At 42.2% G+C, this 17,273-nt stretch carries 15 protein-coding genes and 1 riboswitch; of the genes, 2 read left to right on the forward strand and 13 right to left on the reverse strand.

The window, feature by feature from the left end; all coding sequences use genetic code 11:
- Positions 1-201: 201 nt before the first annotated feature.
- Genes GO009_RS02080 through GO009_RS02090 form a run of 3 tightly spaced genes read right to left on the reverse strand, consistent with a single transcriptional unit; the run spans position 202 to position 3,164 of the window.
- Positions 202-981: an ABC transporter ATP-binding protein gene (locus GO009_RS02080; protein WP_163624500.1), complete on the reverse strand. Its 780-nt coding sequence runs from the start codon at positions 979-981 to the stop codon at positions 202-204.
- Entirely contained in the window at positions 981-2,012 is a 1,032-nt protein-coding gene (locus GO009_RS02085; RefSeq protein ID WP_163624501.1) for an iron ABC transporter permease, read from the reverse strand. The genes GO009_RS02080 and GO009_RS02085 overlap by 1 nt, the downstream gene beginning before the upstream one ends.
- Complete coding sequence (locus tag GO009_RS02090; protein WP_163624502.1) at positions 2,013-3,164, reverse strand: ABC transporter substrate-binding protein; 1,152 nt, start codon at positions 3,162-3,164, stop codon at positions 2,013-2,015.
- Between the two features lie 185 nt (positions 3,165-3,349).
- Positions 3,350-3,584: riboswitch (cobalamin riboswitch) on the forward strand.
- Positions 3,585-3,652: 68 nt separating this feature from the next.
- Here GO009_RS02090 and GO009_RS02095 point away from each other — a divergent pair.
- Positions 3,653-5,515 (forward strand): TonB-dependent siderophore receptor, encoded by a 1,863-nt coding sequence (locus GO009_RS02095; RefSeq protein WP_163624503.1) that lies wholly within the window; start codon positions 3,653-3,655, stop codon positions 5,513-5,515.
- Positions 5,516-5,971: 456 nt separating this feature from the next.
- Here the strand turns inward: GO009_RS02095 and ribB are convergent, their stop codons facing one another.
- The 10 genes from ribB to GO009_RS02145 form a co-directional block, all read right to left on the reverse strand.
- Entirely contained in the window at positions 5,972-7,111 is a 1,140-nt protein-coding gene (gene ribB / locus GO009_RS02100; RefSeq protein ID WP_163624504.1) for a 3,4-dihydroxy-2-butanone-4-phosphate synthase, read from the reverse strand.
- Positions 7,108-8,610: an LptF/LptG family permease gene (locus GO009_RS02105; protein ID WP_163624505.1), complete on the reverse strand. Its 1,503-nt coding sequence runs from the start codon at positions 8,608-8,610 to the stop codon at positions 7,108-7,110. The genes ribB and GO009_RS02105 overlap by 4 nt, the downstream gene beginning before the upstream one ends.
- A 3-nt stretch (positions 8,611-8,613) precedes the next feature.
- Positions 8,614-9,261: an outer membrane lipoprotein carrier protein LolA gene (locus tag GO009_RS02110; RefSeq protein ID WP_163624808.1), complete on the reverse strand. Its 648-nt coding sequence runs from the start codon at positions 9,259-9,261 to the stop codon at positions 8,614-8,616.
- 4 nt (positions 9,262-9,265) lie between these two features.
- On the reverse strand, positions 9,266-11,656 hold the full coding sequence (locus GO009_RS02115; RefSeq protein ID WP_163624506.1) for a DNA translocase FtsK: 2,391 nt from the start codon (positions 11,654-11,656) through the stop codon (positions 9,266-9,268).
- 62 nt (positions 11,657-11,718) lie between these two features.
- Positions 11,719-12,084, reverse strand: coding sequence for a diacylglycerol kinase family protein (locus GO009_RS02120; protein WP_163624507.1), 366 nt, complete (start codon positions 12,082-12,084; stop codon positions 11,719-11,721).
- 137 nt (positions 12,085-12,221) lie between these two features.
- Positions 12,222-12,479: a hypothetical protein gene (locus tag GO009_RS02125; RefSeq protein ID WP_014034574.1), complete on the reverse strand. Its 258-nt coding sequence runs from the start codon at positions 12,477-12,479 to the stop codon at positions 12,222-12,224.
- A complete protein-coding gene (locus tag GO009_RS02130) occupies positions 12,460-12,774 on the reverse strand; it encodes a co-chaperone YbbN (RefSeq protein ID WP_163624508.1) in 315 nt (104 codons plus the stop codon). Before GO009_RS02130 ends, GO009_RS02125 begins: the two co-directional genes overlap by 20 nt.
- A 5-nt stretch (positions 12,775-12,779) precedes the next feature.
- A complete protein-coding gene (locus GO009_RS02135) occupies positions 12,780-13,424 on the reverse strand; it encodes a peroxiredoxin (protein ID WP_108247238.1) in 645 nt (214 codons plus the stop codon).
- A gap of 208 nt (positions 13,425-13,632) precedes the next feature.
- Positions 13,633-15,123 carry a Na+/H+ antiporter NhaC gene (gene nhaC / locus GO009_RS02140; protein WP_163624509.1) on the reverse strand — a complete coding sequence of 497 codons (1,491 nt, stop codon included), beginning with the start codon at positions 15,121-15,123 and terminating at the stop codon, positions 13,633-13,635.
- Positions 15,124-15,195: 72 nt separating this feature from the next.
- Complete coding sequence (locus GO009_RS02145; protein WP_163624510.1) at positions 15,196-16,416, reverse strand: aminotransferase class I/II-fold pyridoxal phosphate-dependent enzyme; 1,221 nt, start codon at positions 16,414-16,416, stop codon at positions 15,196-15,198.
- Between the two features lie 150 nt (positions 16,417-16,566).
- Here GO009_RS02145 and GO009_RS02150 point away from each other — a divergent pair, with 150 nt between their 5' ends.
- Positions 16,567-17,031 (forward strand): Lrp/AsnC family transcriptional regulator, encoded by a 465-nt coding sequence (locus GO009_RS02150; RefSeq protein ID WP_163624511.1) that lies wholly within the window; start codon positions 16,567-16,569, stop codon positions 17,029-17,031.
- Positions 17,032-17,273: the final 242 nt, after the last annotated feature.

The raw sequence follows: 17,273 nt of genomic DNA on the forward strand, positions 1-17,273 counted from the left end.
GTTGGCAGTACGCAGTCGGCAGTGGCAGTTTGCAGTAATTCAATAACCGAATAACTCCGAACTCTGAACTTCAGAAGTCTTGGTTCTTGAACTTGATGCTTGAGTTTGTCATTCCTGCAAAGGCAGGAATCCATTTATTAAAGAAACCTGGGAACACATTACAAAGTAGATTTCTCACGCTCCTGTTGATCGGTTCGAAATTTACTTGGTCACTTTAAAAGAACCTGTTTTAGCATCAAACTGCACCATTTCCGAAGGGAATAAACGGTCAAAGTGTTTTTTTTCAATAAGTTGACAAGGGTCTCCGAAGGGATGGTTCTTTCCGTCCAAGATCAATATACGGTCGCACAACTGAATGGCCAATTCGATTTCGTGTGTGGTAAATAGGATGGTTTTCTGTTTGTTGTGCGCCAATTCCTGAAGCATCTTTAAAATCTGCACTTTGTGATAGAGGTCCAAATGTGTCGTGGGTTCATCCAGAAGAATCAAAGAGGTGTCCTGTGCCATGGCGCGAGCTACCAATACTCGTTGTAGCTGCCCATCACTAAGTTCATGACATTTGTTGTTTCGGAGTTTATCCAACAAAAAGGCATCCAAGCTGGCTTGAATTTGCTGTTTGTCTTCTTTGGTCAAAGTACCCAGCCAATTGGTGTAGGGTTGTCGTCCCAATGCAATCAACTCTTGTGCGGTCAGGTTTTTGGAAGCAGGCTGCTCTGTCAACACCACGCTGAGTTCTTTGGATAGGGTGGATGAGGTATATTTCTCCAGATTTTGGCCCTTCAATTTAATGTTTCCATCAAGTTTAGGCTGAAATCCCCCTAAAGTACGCAGTAAAGTCGATTTTCCGATGCCGTTGATGCCCACAACGCCGCATAGCATTCCAGTTTCCAACTCAAAATTGATACGCTCAGCAACTGTTTTGGATTCATACCCGATGGCCAAATCTGTAACCGATACTATGTTTTTGCCAATTTTCACCATCAGAACATCATTTTACGTTTACGAACCAAAAGCCATATCACTACAGGTGCTCCCACCAAGGATGTGATGGCGTTAATGGGCAACACGCTAGCGGAATTGGGCAATTGTGCCAACGTATCGCACAGCAGCATTAAAATTGCGCCGTAAAGCATTACGGCGGGAATCAACACTTTGTGTTCCATCGTATTAAAAATTTGACGGGTAAGGTGCGGCACGGCCAAGCCCACAAAAGCAATTGGTCCTGCAAAGGCTGTAATCCCGCCAGCTAATACTCCTGTGGCTATAATAATGGTCAATCGGGATTTTTTCAAAGAAACACCAAGGCTTTGCGCATAGTTTTCGCCCAAGAGAAAAGCGTTCAACGATTTTATGGAGATAATACTCAGCAAAACACCTAAAAAGACAATGCCTCCCAGTAAAATCAATTGGTTCATGGATAGGTTGCCCACACTTCCGAACGACCAAAAAATGAAACGTTGGAGGCTTTCTGCACTGGAAAAATAGGCCAGAACGCTCACAATGGCCGAGGTAATGCTTCCGAACATCAGTCCAATGATCAATAGAGCCATGGTGTCCTTTATACGTTGGGCAACAATCATAACTATCAAGAGAACCAAAAAGCTACCGATACTGGCAGCAATGGCCAAGGAAACATCGCCCAAAAAGGTAAACGATGTATACCCTGCCAATAAAGAGGTGCCCATCAAAAGTAAAGCGGCACCTAAACTGGCTCCCGAACTTATTCCCAGCACAAATGGGCCTGCTAAGGGGTTACGGAACAAGGTTTGCATTAAAAGTCCGCTCAAAGATAGTCCTGCTCCCACCAAAATGGAGGTAAATGCTTTGGGCATACGATATTCCCTAATAATATATTCCCAAGATGTAATTTCGGGAGTTTTTCCGAGCAAGGTGGATACCGTATCCGTAAATGGGATGGAAACCGAGCCTGAGCTAATGTTCAAGAGCCAAGAACACAATAGCGCCAGTATCAAAAACAGAAAGGAAATGCGATATGTTTTTGTTCCTTGCATTTACTGTAATGGTTTAATGAATTGCAATTGATGTTCCGGTAATAGCTCCGGGTGCAATATTTTGATGAAATCCCTTAAGACTACATCTGGCCGATGTGGAGCCAATTCATAGAAAATAAGTCCACCTGTTTCTCCCTTTTCAATGGCGTTGGAGTACACTTTTTTGTTTTTAAAAGCATCAAACTGTTGATGGTGTGGATTGGCTTTGACCAAATCGGCATAGGTTGTTTCCGCAGATGGGTTGAACCAATATTTGGCATTTTGTGCTTTTTCCAAAACCGATTCCAAGCTTAGTCCTATACTTCCTGTTTCATTGTTGTCTGCCCACAGATAATTGGCATTGGCGTCTTCCAAAAACTGGGCCATCCAACTGTTACCTCCTGCCACGTACCACACATCTTTATATAATCCGCCAGTGAGCACGCTTGGTCTGGACTTGGCTTTTTGTGCCAATGCTTTAGCTTGTTTATAAGATGATTCAACAGCTTTGAAAATGCTATCGCCCAAGGCCTCTTTTTGATAGAAAGGAGCAAAGAACTTTATCCATTCCGCTTTTCCCAAAGGTGTATGTTCCACCCAGTCGCCATTGTAAACTACGGGGGTGCCCGCTTTTTTAATAATGTCGTAAGCTTTATTTTCATTATTGATACTAAACCCGAAAATGAGCTCTGGATTAAGTTCAAGCACCATTTCGGTGTTGAGCATGTCGTTCATGCCCAAATCTTGGATTTGACCATTTTTCACCAGTTTTCGTGCCTCTGGAGATGATATATAATCCGTATTGGGGAATCCGACCACTGTATTGAGTTCCCCCAATTGTTTTAGAGGTTCAATATGAGTGGTGGAGGTAAGGACCACTTTTTCAATGGGCGTGCCAATGATGGCATCGTAGGCATCACGTGGAAAAGTAATTGTGGCCAATTTTTCCTTGGGAACCAAGGCGTATTTAAAATTGTTTGCTCCAGGCCAAGCTGCAGAGACTTCTATCACAGTAAAATTGGCTTCTTTTTTTACTGTAAACCCAGTGGCGTACGTAATAGTTGATGCTATTTCTTGATGCTGAGCCGGTTGTGTTTTTTTTGATTGTTTGCAACTCATCAAACCCATCAAAAGGAAGCTCAGAAATAGAATTGACCACTGTTTTTTTGCCATGCGTCAAAAGTAAGATTATTTAAGTATTTCTGGAGTTTAAGAAATCTCATTATTAAAGATAAGATTGTCATGTCGAGTGGAGTCGAGACATTTTAGACCCTTCGACTGCGCCCTGGATGACAGCTCAGGTTGACAGACGGAAAATCATTGTAAGGTTTTGCATGAAAGATTAAACAGATTGATTAGCTTTGACCCCGAATTTTGGTTCGCACGGAGTTTCCGTGGGATTAAAAGGGAATCCGGTGCAAAACCGGAGCTGTTCCCGCAACTGTAAATGTATGTGCCGAATCGCCACTGATGTTTTTTGGGCATCAGTACGTACTAGGTAATTGTCTCAACTTCTAAACCACTGCCCAAATGGGTGGGAAGGTAGACGACAATATACAAGCCAGGAGACCTGCCAAGTTCAAACAAACAATGTTAAACTTTCGGGATAAAAGTTTACGTATGCATCACATACTATTCTCCCGTTTATTCAATTAAACGAAATGAAAAAAAATCATTTATGGTTAATTACCGCACTATTGGCGGGCAAGGGGATTTTTGCGCAAAATGTACAGCAAGATTCACTTAAGGTGCAGCGACTGGACGAGGTTGTTGTCAGCGATTCAAAATTTGAGTTGAAAAGAGAAAACTCAGGAAAAACGGTCATCAAAATCACTGCTGAGGAAATGCAACGCAACCAAGGCAGGACGGTTGCGGAAATCATCAACACCAAAAGCGGTATTGAAATTGCCGGTAGCCGAGGTCGTGATGGAGATGTACTTGGGGTGTATGCCCGAGGTGGTCGTGGACGTCAAGTTTTGATTATTATTGATGGAGTTCGTGTGCAGGATCCATCCACATTTTCGGCGGAGTATGATCTTCGATTGTTGTCACCCAACACTATTGAGTCCATCGAGATTATAAAAGGAGCGGCAAGTACGCTTTATGGTACCAATGCGGTTACTGCGGTAATCAACATCACTACAAAAAAGAGTTCCAAAAAGAAGATTGCTGGTAATTTTGAAACCAGCATAGGGACCAATCAAACGGCGGAAGACCAAAATTATAACCTTGGTAGTATCCAAAATTCAGCGAATGTAAACGGTACTTTGGGCAAGTTCAATTATGGGGTTGATTTTTCAAATCGATATAAGAGTGGATTGTCTGCTGCCGTTACACCTGAGAATGAAGAGGATGTTTTCTCCCACTACAGTACCAATGTAAAGTTAGGTTATCAGTTTACAGAAAACTTTGGGGTTCAGGTTTATGGAAATCAGACTAAGTTCAAGAATGAATATGACGCAACTATGGCCGAAGCTCCCAATTTGGGTGAGAATGAGCAGCAAAGAGTTGGGTTGTCATCCGAATTCGGTTATGGCAAAGGTTCGGTCCACCTAAATACAGCGTTTACCGATTATGAATCCGTGGCCAATGATACCTTTGGCGAAAGCACCACCGAGGGAAGCAATTGGGTGTTGGATGTGTACAACAAATATGTTTTTGGTGAGCAATTCCATACCATTTTAGGAGTAAACTATATTAAAGATGAAGCTGTTTTTACCGAAGATGTTGATTTTGCCATTGTGGATCCCTACGCCAATGTGGTGTATGTTTCAGATTTTGGACTGAACTTGAATGCGGGTGCTCGATTGAATAATCATTCTGAATATGGAAACCATTTTGTGTACAACGTGAATCCATCATTTGTGTTTGATACTGACAATGGTTATGTAAAGTTGATGGGATCGTATGCTACATCGTACATCACGCCTAATTTAACGCAGTTGTTCGGTGCCTTTGGAGGGAATCCAGAGTTGGAACCTGAAGAAAACTCGACCATTGAAGGTGGTCTGGAATTCAAATTGGATAAAACATTCCGAATCAGTACGGTTTATTTTGATAGAAATGAGACCAATGCCATTGGTTATGATGCCAATTTTATGAGCATCAATGTGGCGGATGAAATCGATGCCAACGGGGTAGAAGTGGAAGCTACGTGGTTGCCTTGGAGTACTTTTAGCGTGAATGCCAACTATACCTTCACAGAAAGAAAAGGGGACAATGCCATTCGTATTCCAAAGCACAAGGCCAATGTATCCTTGTGGTACCAGTTTTGTGAAACCACAAACGCTTCATTAAGCTACGCTTACACAGGCGAACGTTTTGATACGGATTTTGCCGTTAATTCCGACATTGCCCTAGATCCATTCTCGTTATTGAACTTTTCCATTAGACACGAATTGATTAAAAACAAGCTGAATGTGTTCTTGAATGCAGACAACTTGTTGAATGAGGATTACAGGGAACTGCTTGGTTTCACAACTCGTGGCCGAAATTTTAGGGTGGGTCTCAACCTGAACCTTTAACAAAGTCCATCTGTAAAATCAATTTTTGTGAACCTGAACTTGCCCGCCCCGTAGACGGGCAAGTTCAGCTTATACTTTTGATTAATATTTTTGAACCACTAGTTTTATCAATCCCAATTAAATGGGTTTAAGGTTTGTCCCGAGGTAGTTGATTAATATGATTATTCTGAGTGAAACGAAGAATCTCTTTTTCGGTAAAAAGATAAGGCACGCCTGACCACTGACTTTCGACATTTCAACCTTAGTTTTTCCTGAGCGTATCCGAAGGGCTCAACGTGACGAGCATCAAACTACAATGACCCCTGTCTACCAGCAGACACGAATTGCACTAATGGCCACGAATCTGTTAACCTTTACAGTAATGAGAGTAATGCTTTTTGGTTGAAAGATTCGCCAAATGTTTTACACTTTCAGAATGACAAACTAGAACTTGATTCTTGAACTTGTATTTGTCTATTAGTAATTCACATATTCCACTATCTCAAGACCGTAACCTACCATGCCCACACGCTTGGTTTGTCCGGAATTCGTCAATAATCGAATCTTGGAAATATTGATATCGTGAAGTATTTGTGCACCAATGCCAAAGTCCTTGTTGTCCATTTCAATCTTTGGAGCCTTGTTGATTCCCTCTTCCTGAAGCTTTTTGAATTCGGACAATCTACTCAATAGGTTCATGGATTGGTTTTCTTGATTTATAAAAATAATGGCACTTTTTTCTTCGGCGTTCAATGCATTGAACATGCGTTGCAGTGCCTCATCAGGATTGTTGGTCAAAGTGCCCAGCATATCATTGTTCACTAGCGTGGAATTAATACGGGTAAGAACAGGTTCTCCACTTTTCCAATTTCCCTTTAGCAAGGCAATGTGTACTTGATCGTTTGTTGTCTGCTTATATGCCCGAAGTCTAAATTCTCCGAATCTGGTGTTTATGTTAAATGCCTCTTTAAGTTCTATAAGGCTATCATGTTCCATGCGGTACGCGATCAAATCCTCAATGGAAACAATTTTAAGGTCAAATTTTTTGGCAACCTTCATCAATTGTGGCAATCGTGCCATGGTTCCATCCTCGTTCAAAATTTCCACCAAAATACCTGCAGGTTCCAGGCCGGCCAATCTTGCAAAGTCTATTGCAGCCTCGGTGTGCCCGGTACGCCTTAATACGCCTCCATTTTTTGCCCTGAGCGGGAAAATATGTCCAGGCTTTCCCAGTTCGTGGGGTTTGGTGTCTTTGTTTACAAGGGCACTAATGGTTTTGGCCCTGTCGTGAACCGAGATGCCCGTTGTGCATCCATACCCCAATAAATCCACGGAAACGGTAAACTGGGTCTGGTGCAATACCGTGTTGTTTTGTACCATCATGTTCAGCTCCAGTTCCTCGCACCTATCCTCGGTTAAGGGGGCACAGATAAGCCCACGGCCGTGCATGGCCATAAAATTGATCATTTCGGGGGTAACTTTTTCAGCAGCAGCAATAAAATCGCCTTCGTTTTCCCTGTTTTCATCATCCACTACAATAATTACCTTACCGTCTCTAACGTCGGCAATGGCTTCTTCAATGGCGTTTAGTTGTATTTTTTTGTTTTTGGCGATCATTGATCTTCAGCTTCTTTATCTTTCTTTTTAAATATTGATTTGATGCGGTCTATAAAGTGACCAAATCCTACTAACCCCTTATCCGCAGTTGCACGTCTGGTGAGCGATATGCCCAAGGGCAGCATGATCATTGTTGGGAGCCAGGCCCCAATGGCGGGGTGAATGTTTCCTTCCTTGGCATAGTTGCCGGCAAATACACCGATAAAATAATAGGTTAAAAATAAAATGATAGCAACCACCATGGGCAATCCCAATCCCCCTTTGCGAATGATGGCTCCTAATGGCGCACCTACAAAAAACAAAATGATGCACGAAAGCGCCAGTGCATATTTTTGATGCAGCGATAGAATGTGGCTGTTATAGAACTTGTATCTGCTTTGCAGCTCGTTCTTTTTGGAAGTCACTGTGTTCAATATACTGGAAACCTCGTTCTGGGCTTTTTTCATTACTTGAATTTGTTCCCACTGTTCCAAGCTTTGAATAAATCCATCAATGGTTTTAATGGAATCCTGTTCGGTCTTCTCTACCTTTTTTGGGGGTTGAATGAGCTCTAAATTTTGTTTGGTAGTATCTTTTGGCACTTTGGATGGAAATGCGCCCATACGATTAACGACGTTTTTGGAAAATGCAACTACTTTTTCAAGGTTGTTTTCGCGAAGGGAATCAATATCCTTAATGAGCCGTCCCACATTTTTCATCTTGTTTGTGGTGATGTTCTGATCTTCTTCCAAATCCTGATCATTGAGTTCCGAAATATCAATATTGATGGTGTAGGTTTCAAAATTTGATTTGGCAAAAGGTTGTTTACGGCGTTCTTTGGCATCTTTGGGCATAACCTCTTCGTAGTAGTTTCCATCTTTCAATACCAATTGGATAATGTCCGATTCCTCGCTACTGATCAACTCACCGGATTTTGCCTTGATTACGGTATTGTTGATGTTCTGATCTGTTTTTTTATGGATGATGACATTATCCAAAAAGCGATCTTGCTCTCCATGTTTTTTGTCCACTTTAATGTTCATGCCCTCGCCAGTTCCTTCAAAATCACTAAAAACACCTTCGGTAATGGCGGCTGCTGGTTTTACTTTGGCAATGTTTCGCCTTAGGTTGAACATTTTTTGTTCTGATATTGGTATCACATCATTGGCAAAAAAGAAAGTGACTACACCTAAGAACAGTACAAACACGATAAGGCTTCGCATACCACGTTGCAACGATATACCCGAAGCTTTCATGGCAGCAAACTCATAGTTTTCCGCAAATGTACCAAAGGTAAGGATGGAGGAGAGGAGTACCGTAAGCGGCAACACTTTGTCCACCAAAGTTGGGATAAAGTAGAAAATAAACTTGCCAATAATTACCATGCCCAGTCCTTTTCCCGCCAAATCATCAATGAATAGCCATATTCCCTGAAAAATGAATATGACGATGAGAATGAAAAAAGAACTGAAGAAGTTGTAAAGAAATCTTCTTAGTATATACTGATCAAGTATTTTCAATGCCTAGTTTCTTATGATATAATATCCTTTGTCCTCGTATTTTTTCTCGTCAAAGGTAAACAGAGTACTTGATATGGGCTGATTGGTTTTGAAAGAATTAACGGTAATGGTGGTTTTGGTGCCATTGTTGCCCGTTTGAATGAGTTTATAGATGTGTTTGGTCTGCGTATCCACACCCAACAGCACGGATTTGATTTCCGTATTGGAGTCGATGGGGATTAATTTTACATATTGGATTTTTCTGCCCCCTACATTTTGAAGGATATCCCATTGGTAGTTATGTCCCGTTTTGTAGAAGGTCAACATTTTGGAGGGGCTTACGTTGTCGTTGTCTTCGTTAACGTCCTCAATGGTCACTTCTTCGTTTTCGGGAACTACGGTGTACACTTTGTTGCCATCGTACATTTGTTTGGCCCCAAAATAATTGAGTAGGTACTTTTCTCCTTGGAGTGTTACGTTTCCGTTGGTTTCCTGTTTTAAATCGGCTTCGGTGTTTTCCAAGGTGGACTGGAAATCAATATAAATATTGTCGTAGCTCTGTACTTTGTTGTACACTTCGTCCAAAAGTGCTTTGGCTTTATCGGAGTTCTGTCCGTAAGAAGCTAATCCAACGGTAAACAATGCTATAAAAAGAATACTTTTCTTGATCATGGTCTTATTTTGCTTCATTTTCTAATAGTTGTTCCAAAGAATACATATCGGGGACCAATACTTGTCTTGCTTTACTTCCTTCAAATGGCCCCACAATTCCGGCAGCTTCCAATTGGTCTATAATTCTACCGGCCCTGTTGTATCCCAATTTTAATTTACGTTGGATAAGGGAAGCGGAACCTTGCTGAGCGGTTACGATAACTTCTGCAGCTTCTTTGAACATAGCATCCCTTTCCGCGATATCATTATCAAGACTTGTGCCAGATTCCTCGCCTACATACTCTGGCAGTAAGTGCGCTTCGGGGTATGCACGTTGCGAACCGATGTATTCGGTAATTTTTGCCACTTCTGGTGTATCCACAAAAGCACATTGCAACCTTGTAACGTCATTTCCTTGGGTGTAGAGCATATCTCCGCGACCGATAAGCTGGTCAGCGCCTTGTGCATCCAAAATGGTTCTAGAGTCAATTTTTGAGGTTACCCTAAATGCTATCCTAGCAGGGAAGTTGGCCTTGATGATACCGGTAATTACGTTAACCGATGGTCTTTGTGTGGCAATGATCAGGTGAATGCCAATGGCACGTGCCAATTGTGCCAATCTGGCAATGGGTGTTTCCACTTCCTTGCCCGCTGTCATAATCAAATCAGCAAACTCATCTATCACCAAAACAATGTATGGCAAGAATTTATGTCCATCGTTCGGATTCAATTTTCTGGCCTTGAACTTGGCATTGTATTCCTTAACGTTTCGCACCATGGCCGACTTGAGCAGCTCGTAACGGTTGTCCATTTCAATACAAAGCGAATTCAAGGTGTTGATTACCTTGGTGTTATCCGTTATGATAGCTTCTTCGGAATCGGGCAGCTTTGCCAAAAAGTGACGTTCAATTTTGTTGTAAAGGGTCAATTCCACCTTTTTGGGGTCTACCAAAATAAATTTAACCTCTGCGGGATGCTTTTTGTAGAGTAGGGATGTGATGACGGCGTTTAACCCTACGGATTTACCTTGACCCGTAGCACCTGCCATAAGCATGTGGGGCATTTTGGCAAGGTCAACCACAAAAGTTTCGTTGCTAATGGTTTTTCCAAAGGCAATGGGCAATTCCATTTCCGCTTTCTGGAATTTATTGGAAGCGATTACCGAACGCATGGAAACAATGGTGGCATTTTTGTTCGGAACCTCAATACCCACGGTTCCTTTGCCAGGAATAGGGGCAATGATTCGGATTCCCAACGCCGCCAAGGAAAGTGCTATGTCATCTTCCAAGTTTTTGATCTTGGAAATACGGATGCCGGCCTCTGGAACAATTTCGTAAAGCGTTACCGTGGGACCAATGGTCGCTTTAATCTGGGCAATTCCAATTTTATAGTTTTTGAGAGTGCTTACAATTCGGTTTTTGTTTTCCTCGAGCTCCTCTTGGTTGATGGTGATACCGCCAGAAGCACCGTGCGCTTCCAAAAGGTCAAGGGTAGGGAACTTATAATTTCCTAGTTCCAGTTTTGGGTCGAATTCCCCAAAATCCTTTACCAATCTGGCAGCTGTTACATCGGTTTCTTCTTCTTCAACGGGTGTTTCTTCAACTTTTAGATCAATATCGGATTCTTCCTCTTGCGGAAGATTTACATCGAGTCCCGCTTCCTCGTTTAACGGAGGAATGTTTTCTTTATGGGTGTAGGTGTCTATTTTTTCAGGAACCTTATCATCTGTACTCAACTCAATACTGCCCTCCCCATCTTCATTAATGGTTTGGGTGTTGTGGATTGAAGGTTCTTCATTAAAATCAGATTTGATTTTTTGTTTCTGTCTGCGGAAGAAGTTGGCAAACCCTTCGGGTGTAAAATTAAACAGTCGGACCAAGATTACCATCAAAACAAATATCAAAATCAAGAACACACCGACCTTACCTGTATAATCTTGAAGAAAATCGTTCATTTCGTAACCGATAAGGCCACCCAACAATGGAAAATCCGCAGCAAAAAAACCAAGTGCAATGGATCCCCAGATGACTCCGACCAGCCCCCAAATCCATTTGGAGATCAATCGTTTTCCATTCAATCCCAAAAAGAGATAGAGCCCGGTGACGGCCAATAAGAACGGAAACACAAAAGAGGCCAAACCAAAGCCTTTGTACATAAAAAAGTGGCTTACACCGGCCCCAAATTTATTGAGCAGGTTGCTTGCTTGGGCATTACGGTCCGCAAATTGGGACAGCATGCTTTGATCCTCTTGCCATGTGAAATAAAACGACATGAAAGAGAAAAAAAGCGCAATGCTGAGAACGATCAAAAGGCTGCCAAAAATAATCTTGTTCTGCTTGGAAGGCTTAAAGGTTACCTTCTTCTTGGCAGTAGAAGTAGTTTTTTTTGATTTGGATTTTGTTCGTTTTTTGGCCATCAATTGTTTTTAAGCGGGGCTAAGTTACAAATTTACCTTGCTACTCGGGGTGTTGGATTTTGCTAAAAAATTTTAGGCACATAGATGATAAGGCCAACAATGCTTGCCAAGACCGATACTATCATAACGGCTCCTGCGGAAATATCTTTTATCAACCCAATCTTAGGGTCCAAATCGGGCTGGATATAGTCACATATTTTTTCAATGGCAGTGTTTACTCCTTCCACACCCATTACCAAACCAATGGCCAACAGTTGGAGAATCCATTCGGTGTTCGATATTTGAAAATAAAACCCAAAAGCTGTGACCACCAATGTTATAACGAACTGAATTTTAATGCTGGGCTCTGTGCGCAATAACAGAAACATGCCCTTTAGGGCATATCCTACGCTTTTTATCCTATTCTGAAGAAAAGATTCTTTGGGCATTTAGAATGCTTCAAATATTTTTTTGACATTAACCTTCTAGCCGAAAGTTTAATGCGGCTCGGTGTCAAAAATACTAAAAAAACCTTCCCGAAGTCTGTTACGGGAAGGTTCTTATTTGCTGTTTTATATAATATATGTTACTTATCTATGGAGCCGAGCACTCTGGACATAAAACCGTTAAGCGCTTCTTTTTTAGGAGTTCCGTTCTTGATTTCGTTGGATACTTCCAAAGCGCCATAAATATTGGAGATCAATTCCCCGATCATATCCAGTTCCTCATCCTTGAGGCTAGAGACTTCGCAAACACTTTCTAGGGTATCTGCAGTTTCCTGAAGATAATCCTCGTCGTGCTCTTCGGCAAAATTGACCAACTGTTTAATTATGGGCAACTTCATTGATCAAGTCTTTTAAAACAACATATTTATTGGTCTGTACCTGATTCTTTAATGCCCCTTTTGAAAAAGCGGCAAAAGTGGGCAAATTGTCCACGTTGGCCAGCTTTCTGGATTCTGGGAATTTTTCGGCATCGACCATTACAAACTTTATATCTTCGTTCAAAGAGGCTTCCTTTTTGAACTTTGGCTTCATGATCCTGCAGTTGCCACACCAAGATGCGCTGTACTGCACCACTACGTTGTCATTGTTGGCAATGACCTCGCTTAAATTGTCTTTGTCCAATTCTACAACCATAGTGCTTAGTTTACGTGATTGGCCAAGTAATCGGAAACACCAGCTCTGTCCGCGTTCATGGCTTGTTTTCCTTCTTCCCAATTCGCTGGACAAACTTCTCCTTTTTCCTGAACGTGAGTGTAGGCATCTACCAAACGCAAAAATTCCTTCACGTTTCTACCCAATGGCATGTGATTGATGCTTTCGTGGAATACGGTCCCTTCTTCATCAATTAAATAAGTGGCTCTGTAGGTAACGTTGTCACCTTCCACTACAACAGAATTGGTCTCCTCGTTATAGTCTTCTTTCATGATGTCCAAGATTCCCAAGGCAGAAGCCAAGTTTCTATTGCTGTCAGAAACGATAGGGTAGGTTACACCTTCTATTCCTCCGTTGTCCTTTTCAGTGTTCAGCCATGCAAAATGCACTTCGGCAGTATCACAAGAAGCTCCGATAACAATGGTATTCCTTTTTTCAAACTCACTTAGGTTTTGTTGAAAGGCAAAAAGCTCGGTCGGACACACAAAAGTGAAGTCTTTAGGGTACCAGAACAACAATACTTTCTTGTTTTCGGCTTTGGCTTTCTCTAAAATATTGATTTTGAATGTGTCGCCCAATTCGTCGATGGCGTTTACTTCAATGTTTGGAAATTTTCTTCCTACTAAAGTCATTTATTGGATGTTTTTATAAATTTCGAATAGCAAAAATAGGGCGGTTTTATGGCTTTTACCAACTTAAAAATTTGTATTTCTTATGGCTTGATAAGGTGTGACTATGCAATAAAAAAGCACCATCAAAATTGAGGTTGTGGCAAAATTGCACATCAATTTTTGATGACTTCTCAAAGAAGTCGATGTATTGGAAAAGCTGAAATAAAATTTATTCAGAGGCCGTGGTGGTAAGTTGCTTGATCTTGATTCGGAAAGCAGCAAAAAGCAACGTCATTATAGGGCTTAACCAATTGAAAATGGCATACAGGAAGTACTCACCGACACCAACACCCAAAACACTGCTGTGGTAGGCACCACAAGTGTTCCAAGGCACCAGAACGGAAGTCACTGTTCCTGAATCTTCCAATGACCGGCTCAGGTTTTCGGGGGCAAGACCACGTTCCTCATAGGCTTTCGAGAACATTTTTCCGGGCACTACAATGGCCAAATACTGGTCGGAAGCGGTTACGTTCAAGGCCAAACAGCTTCCTACGGTGCTTGCGAACAGTCCAAAAGTGGTCTTTGCCAATTTTAAAAGGGATTCCGTGATGCGTTCCAAAGCCCCGATACCGTCCATGATGCCCCCGAATACCATGGCACAGACAATCAACCAAATGGTGCCGAGCATACCGTCCATACCGCCAGAAGAGAACAAATCGTTCAAGGCTGGGTCGTCGGTGGCTATATTCGTTTCAACAGTTATAGCATTCATAATTCCTTTGTACCCTGTTTCAAAATTCAACGCGGTACCTCCACCAATATTGGCTACGATGTCAGGCTGGAAAATTAGCGCAAACACACCGCCCAACAAAGTTCCTACCAAAAGAGCCATCAATGGTGGCGCCTTTTTAAGAATCAATCCAATTACGACCAAGGGTACAATAAACAGCCAACCATTAATATTGAAGGTAGACCCAATATTGGTAAGGAGCGAACTTGTGTCCGCCACTCCGGATGTATCAATTGTAAAACCAAGAATAATAAAAACAATCAAGGTAACCACAATAGTCGGTACGGTTGTGTAGGTCATATAGCGGATGTGGGAGAACAAATCCCCTCCGGCCATGGCAGGGGCCAAGTTGGTGGTATCGCTCAATGGTGACATTTTATCCCCGAAGTAAGCACCGGAAAGCACAGCGCCTGCCGTCATTCCCAACGAAATGCCCAAGGCCTCGCCGATACCTATCAAGGCAATACCAACAGTTGCCGCCGTGGTCCAGCTACTTCCCGTGGCAATGGAAATAATAGCGCAGATTACTACACAGGCGGCCAAAAATATGGTGGGATTCAAAATTTGAAGTCCGTAATAGATCATCGCGGGAATAATTCCGCTAACCAACCAAGTCCCGGACAACGCACCTACCATTAAAAGGATAAGCAAAGCACCTGTGGTGGACCGAACATTTTCGGCGACCTCATCAATCATTTGATCATAGGATACCTTATTGAAAAAACCAACGATTGCTGCGACTGCACCGCCCATTAAGAGGATAAACTGGTTGGAACCGCTCAGGGCGTCATCACCAAAAACAAAAACATTGTAGGCGAGCATGGCCACAAGGGCGAAAACAGGTATCAACGCTTCCGTGATGCTCAGTTGTTTGTTTTCTACAATATGTTCGTCTTCCCTAAATTTTGGTTTTTCCTCTTTGTTCGGCATTTGGTCTGAGTTTGTTAAGAGGTAATATTACGATTTTGCACCATGTTGTGCAAACTGCATTAGTCGACTTAACTAGGTCAAACTTGCATCTGGCGATAGAATATCCAACTTTTCCATACAGCTTCGCATGGTGGTGTATGTCTTTCGGATATCATTGTCCAGACCAATGGAAAAACGGATAAGTCCTTGGGATAGACCCAATTCCTTTTGTTCTTCTTCTGGAATTTCTGAAGATGTGGAAGTTCCCGAAGCGCTGAACAAGGTTTTGTAAAAGCCAAGGCTTACTGCCAAATAGCCCAATTTTTCTTTTTGCATCAGTTCCATTAAGGTATTTGCCCGTTCCACGGAACCTACATCAAGGGTAAGCATTCCGCCAAAACCGTATTCTGGGTTCATTTGGGATTTCATCAACCGATGCCCGGAATGACTTTCCAAGCCGGGATACACTACTTTTAAACCATCTTTTTCAAACTGTTCGGCGAGGTAGTGGGCATTTTCACTATGTTTTTTTATTCGGATGTGCAACGTTCGCATATTCTTCAAAATGGAAGCGGCACGTAAGCTATCCAACGTACTGCCCAGAAGCATTCCGGCTCCATTGTTCACATCTTTTAAGCTCAAACAAAAATCGGTTGAGGCACAAACAGCGCCGGCAACACAATCACTGCTACCGTTGATGAATTTGGTAAGACTGTGCACTACAATATCGGCACCCAGCTTTGCTGCGTTGATGGTAAGCGGTGAAAACGTATTGTCCACCACCAAGGGCATATTATTTTTCTTGGCGATTTTGGACAACGAAGGAATGTCCGCAATTTCCAGCAAAGGATTGCTGACCGCCTCGCAATAGATCATCTTGGTTTTTGGTGTGATGGAGTTCGCCACGGTTTCCAAATCGGTAATATCCACAAAGGAAACGTCCATATTGAACTTCTTTACAAAATTTTTCAGGAAAGCGTAGGTCCCACCGTAAATGGTTCGGCTACACACAATATGGTCCCCGGCATCGCACAATTGAAGAATCACTGCGGTAATGGCGCCCATCCCGCTAGCATACACATTGGCCGATTCCGTGCCTTCCAATTGTGCCATGGCCTCGCCCAAATACAAGTTGGACGGGGAGGAGTGGCGACTGTACAAATAACAGCCTTCCGTGTTCCCTTCAAAGGTATCGAACATGGTTTTTGCTGACAGAAATGTGTAGGTAGAAGAATCTGATATGGAGGGGTTTACACCTCCGAATTCACCAAAATATTGAAGGTCTTGAATATGTTCCGATGCTTTATAGTCCATAATGAGCTGTTTTTAGTAAAAATAAAAATATATAGACCTAAAATCAATAGATTATGATAAATGAGGATAAATAATCTTATTTCATGGAAATATTAGGAAATTGTTCCGTAAAATTGGATTTTTGATGTTTCAATTAGAAAAATCGTCGGTATGAAACTGGATAATGTAGATATTGAGTTGCTTAGATTGCTCCAAAACGACAGCAAAAAAACCACCAAACAATATGCAGATGCTTTGCATTTGTCCAAAACAGCCGTTTATGAGCGCATCCGGCGTTTAGAGCGCAACGGGGTGATTACGCAATACACCGTTTTGGTGGACAAGGTGAAGGTGGGCCGCGATTTTATGGTGCTTTGTCAGATACGTTTGGTACAGCACACCAAGGAGAATGTTATCAAATTTGAACGTGAGGTCCTGCAGCTTAAGGAAGTTTCCGAATGCTTCCATGTGGGCGGGGATTACGATTATATCTTAAAAATATTTGTAAAGGACATGAAGAGCTATCGCGAGTTTATGCTCACCAAACTAACCGCAATAGCCAATATCGGCAATACACAAAGTTCCTTTGTGATCAAGGAGGTAAAGAATACGCCATCCGTGCACATCGGTGGGTGATTTATTGTTCTATAATTGGGTTATTTTGTTATTAAGTTATTCGGTTTATTGAACTTGGTACTTGAACCTGACATTTGACTCAGAAGTAAGTTTGAAGTAAGCAGGGTGCAATAACCTAATGACTTAGTCGGAAGCACGAAGTCCGATGTTAGAAGTGTTACGTTGAGCCCTTCGGCTATGCTCAGGATAAACTAAAGTTGAAACGTCTGAAGACCGTTCTTGGTTGTTATATTGCTGGACAC

This window comes from Allomuricauda sp. TY007 (assembly GCF_010468565.1).
Lineage (GTDB): Bacteria > Bacteroidota > Bacteroidia > Flavobacteriales > Flavobacteriaceae > Flagellimonas.

Excerpts from the sequence above, each read along its gene's own strand:
- GO009_RS02080 (WP_163624500.1), bottom strand. The coding sequence starts at position 981 with ATGGTGAAAATTGGCAAAAACATAGTATCGGTTACAGATTTGGCCATC.
- GO009_RS02085 (WP_163624501.1), bottom strand. The coding sequence starts at position 2,012 with ATGCAAGGAACAAAAACATATCGCATTTCCTTTCTGTTTTTGATACTG.
- GO009_RS02090 (WP_163624502.1), bottom strand. The coding sequence starts at position 3,164 with ATGGCAAAAAAACAGTGGTCAATTCTATTTCTGAGCTTCCTTTTGATG.
- GO009_RS02095 (WP_163624503.1), top strand. The coding sequence starts at position 3,653 with ATGAAAAAAAATCATTTATGGTTAATTACCGCACTATTGGCGGGCAAG.
- ribB (WP_163624504.1), bottom strand. The coding sequence starts at position 7,111 with ATGATCGCCAAAAACAAAAAAATACAACTAAACGCCATTGAAGAAGCC.
- GO009_RS02110 (WP_163624808.1), bottom strand. The coding sequence starts at position 9,261 with ATGATCAAGAAAAGTATTCTTTTTATAGCATTGTTTACCGTTGGATTA.
- GO009_RS02115 (WP_163624506.1), bottom strand. The coding sequence starts at position 11,656 with ATGGCCAAAAAACGAACAAAATCCAAATCAAAAAAAACTACTTCTACT.
- GO009_RS02120 (WP_163624507.1), bottom strand. The coding sequence starts at position 12,084 with ATGCCCAAAGAATCTTTTCTTCAGAATAGGATAAAAAGCGTAGGATAT.
- GO009_RS02125 (WP_014034574.1), bottom strand. The coding sequence starts at position 12,479 with ATGAAGTTGCCCATAATTAAACAGTTGGTCAATTTTGCCGAAGAGCAC.
- GO009_RS02130 (WP_163624508.1), bottom strand. The coding sequence starts at position 12,774 with ATGGTTGTAGAATTGGACAAAGACAATTTAAGCGAGGTCATTGCCAAC.
- GO009_RS02135 (WP_108247238.1), bottom strand. The coding sequence starts at position 13,424 with ATGACTTTAGTAGGAAGAAAATTTCCAAACATTGAAGTAAACGCCATC.
- nhaC (WP_163624509.1), bottom strand. The coding sequence starts at position 15,123 with ATGCCGAACAAAGAGGAAAAACCAAAATTTAGGGAAGACGAACATATT.
- GO009_RS02145 (WP_163624510.1), bottom strand. The coding sequence starts at position 16,416 with ATGGACTATAAAGCATCGGAACATATTCAAGACCTTCAATATTTTGGT.
- GO009_RS02150 (WP_163624511.1), top strand. The coding sequence starts at position 16,567 with ATGAAACTGGATAATGTAGATATTGAGTTGCTTAGATTGCTCCAAAAC.